Here is a 3,994-nt window from a genome sequence, read left to right as displayed (position 1 = left end):
ACGGCACCGGCATCGGCCCCGGCCAGCAGACCCGCCACCACGCCACGATCGGCACCGGACTCGACGACCACCTGCCGGACCTCGGCACCACGGCCGACCAGGGCATCCACCACGGCCCGGGTGCCGTCGGCACCGGCGGCAGGGGTCACCACCAGCCAGGCACCGGACAGTCGCGCAGCAGCCGCCGCATCCGTCAGCGGCTTCCACGACACCCGGTAGCGCCAGCCGTCCGCATCCGGTCCGCTGCCCGCGGCGACGCACCGTTGCACCAGTGCGGCCTCCGGCCAGTACCGGCGGCGCTGGAAGGCGTACGTCGGCAGATCGACCCGTACGGCCCCGGCCCCGTAGACGGCCGGCCAGTCGACGGAGATGCCGCGGACATGGCTCCGGGCCAGGGCGGCCATCACCGTCTCGGCCTCCGGACGGCCCTTGCGTACGGCGGGCACGAACACGGCTCCGGTCTCGCGGACGCATTCCTGGCCGAGGGCGGACAGCACGCCGTCCGGGCCGAGCTCGACGTACGTCGTCACGCCCGCGGCCTCCAGGGCGCGGATGCCGTCCAGGAAGCGGACGGCGTCGCGGACGTGCCGCACCCAGAAGTCCGCCGACCCCATGTCGTCCGAGACGAGGGCGCCGGTCAGGTTCGACACGACCGGAATGCGCGGGGCGGCGAAGGACAGGCCGTGGACCACCCGGCGGAAGTCGTCCAGCATGCCGTCCATGTGCGGCGAGTGGAACGCGTGGCTGACCGTCAGCCGCTTGGTCTTCCGGCCCCGGGCCTCGAAGGCCGCGGCGATGGCGGCGGCCGCGTCCTCGTCACCCGCGACCACGACCGACCGCGGGCCGTTGACGGCGGCGATGCCCACCCGGCCGCCCTCGGTCAGCAGCGGCAGGACCTCGTCCTCCGCCGCCTCCACCGCGATCATGGCCCCGCCGGCCGGGAGCGCCTGCATCAGCCGGCCGCGGGCCGCGACCAGCGTGCAGGCGTCGTCCAGGGACAGGACGCCCGCGACGTGCGCCGCCGCGATCTCACCGATGGAGTGGCCGGACAGGAAGTCCGGCTTCAGGCCCCAGCTCGCCACGAGCCGGAACAGCGCCACCTCCATGGCGAACAGGGCCGGCTGGGTGTACTCCGTCCGGTCCAGCACATCGGTTCGGTCCGGGACAGCCGCGTCCGCTGCGATCAGGACGTCCTTCAGCGGCACGTCGAGGTCGAACCGGGCGCAGGCCTCGTCCAGCGCGTCCGCGAACACGGGGAAGGCGTCGTACAGTTCGCGGCCCATGCCCGGGTGCTGGCTGCCCTGCCCCGTGAAGAGGAAAGCGACCTTGCCGCCGGCCGGGGAACCCGTGACCAGCCCGGCCGCCGAGCCGCCCTCCGCCAGCGCGGTGAGGCCGGCGAGCAGGCCCGCGCGGTCGGCGGCAACCACCGCCGCGCGCTCGTCGAACGCCGAACGGCCGGTCGCCAGGGTCCTGCCGACGTCGGCCGGACGGAGTGCGGGGTCGGCGAGCAGCCGGGCGCGCAGGCCGTCGGCCTGGGCGCGCAGTGCCGCCTCGCTCTTCGCCGAGACCAGCAGCGGCAGCGGCAGCGGCAGCGGCAGCGGGTTTTCCTCCGCGTCGGCTGCCGCCTCCGCCGCCGGGGCCTGTTCGATGATCGTGTGGGCATTGGTGCCGCTGAAGCCGAACGAAGAGATGCCGGCCCGGCGCGGACGGCCGGTCTCGGGCCACTCCCGGCGCTCGGTGAGCAGTTCGATCTCGCCTGCCTCCCAGTCCACCCGGTGCGAAGGCTCGTCGATGTGGAGGCTCTGGGGCAGCACTCCGTGCTGCATGGCCAGCACCATCTTGATGACGCCCGCGACGCCGGCCGCGGCCTGCGTGTGCCCGATGTTGGACTTGACGGAGCCCAGGAACAGCGGATTGCCGTCCGTGCGGTTCCGGCCGTACGTGGCGAGCAGCGCCTGCGCCTCGATCGGGTCGCCGAGGGTCGTGCCCGTGCCGTGGGCCTCGACGGCGTCCACGTCGGCGGGTGCCAGGCCGGCGCTCGCGAGGGCGGCGCGGATGACGCGCTGCTGTGAGGGCCCGTTGGGCGCGGTCAGGCCGTTGCTCGCACCGTCCTGGTTGACGGCCGAGCCGCGGACCACGGCCAGCACGGGGTGGCCGTTGCGCTGCGCGTCGGACAGCCGCTCGACGAGCAGCATGCCCACGCCCTCGCCCCAGCCGGTGCCGTCCGCGGCTGCCGCGAAGGCCTTGATCCGGCCGTCGGCGGCCAGGCCGCGCTGCCGGCTGAACTCGATGAAGGTGCCGGGCGTCGACATCACGGTGACTCCGCCGGCCAGGGCGAGGTCGCATTCGCCGTTGCGGAGCGCCTGGATCGCCCAGTGCAGGGCGACCAGGGACGAGGAGCAGGCCGTGTCGACGGTGACCGCCGGGCCTTCGAGGCCGAACACGTACGACAGCCGGCCGGACACGACGCTGGCGGCATTGCCCGTGCCCAGGTGGCCCTCGAGACCGGACGGGTCCTCCAGGAGCACGGACAGGTAGTCCTGTCCGTTGGTGCCGACGAACACGCCGGCCTGGCTGCCGCGCAGGGTCTCCGGGTCGATGCCGGCCCGTTCGAACGCCTCCCAGGAGGTCTCCAGCAGCAGGCGCTGCTGCGGGTCCATCGCGAGGGCCTCGCGGGGCGAGATGCCGAAGAAGTCGGCGTCGAAGTCGGCGGCGTCGTAGAGGAAGCCGCCCTGCCGCGTGTACGAGGTGCCCTGTGCGCCCGGGTCGGCGTCGTACAGGGCGTCGAGGTCCCAGCCGCGGTCGAGGGGGAGGTCCGAGATGGCGTCGGTGCCGGACGCCAGCAGCTGCCAGAGGTCCTCGGGGGTGCGCACCCCGCCGGGGAAGCGGCAGCTCATCGCGACGATCGCGATCGGGTCGTCGTCGGCGGCCGCGGCCGGCGGGCCGGTCGTTTCGGCCTGCGTGCCGAGGAGTTCGGAGAGCAGGTTGGCTGCGAGCGCGGCGGGGGTCGGATGGTCGTAGACGAGCGTGGCCGGCAGCCGCAGTCCGGTGGCCGCGCCGAGCCGGTTGCCGAGTTCGACGGCGGTGAGCGAGTCGAAGCCGATCTCGCGGAAGGCCCGTCCGGCCTCGATGTCCTCGGCGCCGGAGTGGCCCAGGACCTCGGCGACCCGGGTGCGGACGAGGTCGAGCAGGAACGGCTCCCGGTCGCTCTCGGTCAGGCTCCCGAGGTGCGCGGCGAGCGACGCACCCGGGCGGTCGGTACGGTCGCCCGGGCGCGTGCCGCCGGTGACGGCCTCGGCCTCGGGCAGGTCGCCGAGCAGCCGGCCGGCGCGTACCGCGGTGAAGCCGGGCGCGAACGCCGCCCAGTCGAAGTCGGCGATCGTCAGTGCGGCGTCGTCGGAGCCGACGGCCTGCCGGAGTGCGGTGATGGCGAGGTCTGCGTCCATGGGCGGTACGCCGCCCCGGCGCATCCGGGTCTCGAGGGCCTCGTCGGCGGCCATGCCGCCCTCGGCCCACGGGCCCCAGGCGAGGGAGGTCGCGGCGAGCCCGGCGGCCCGGCGCTGCTCGGCCAGGGCGTCCAGGTAGGCGTTGGCAGCCGCGTAGTTGCCCTGGCCTGCGGCACCGATGGTGCCGCTCATGGAGGAGAACAGCACGAAGGCGGAGAGCTCGATGCCGAGCTCGGCGGTCAGCTCGTGGAGGTTGAGTGCGGAGGTCGCCTTCGCGCGCAGGACGCTCTCGAAGCGGTCGGGCGTCAGGGCGTCCAGAACGCCGTCGTCGAGGACACCGGCGGTGTGGACGACGGCGGTGAGGGTCTCGGCCTCGGCGGCCAGGAGGCTGCGGAGGGCGTCCCGGTCGGCGGCGTCGCAGGCCACGACCGCCACCTCGACGCCGAGTTCCGTCAGCTCGTCGGCCAGTTCGGCGGCGCCGGGCGCGTCGGCGCCCCGGCGGCTGGTCAGCACCAGCCGCTCGGCACCCGCGCCGGCCAGCCAGCGGG

Annotated in this window: 1 protein-coding gene; it reads right to left on the bottom strand. The window is 74.7% G+C overall.

Going from position 1 to position 3,994, the window contains the following annotated elements; all coding sequences use genetic code 11:
- Window positions 1-3,994: type I polyketide synthase (locus AC068A_RS37195; RefSeq protein ID WP_478590722.1), on the bottom strand; the 3,994-nt coding region annotated here is incomplete at both ends.

The sequence above is a fragment of the Streptomyces sp. NPDC043854 genome (genome assembly GCF_056436005.1).
This window is presented reverse-complemented; position numbering and strand designations above follow the sequence as displayed.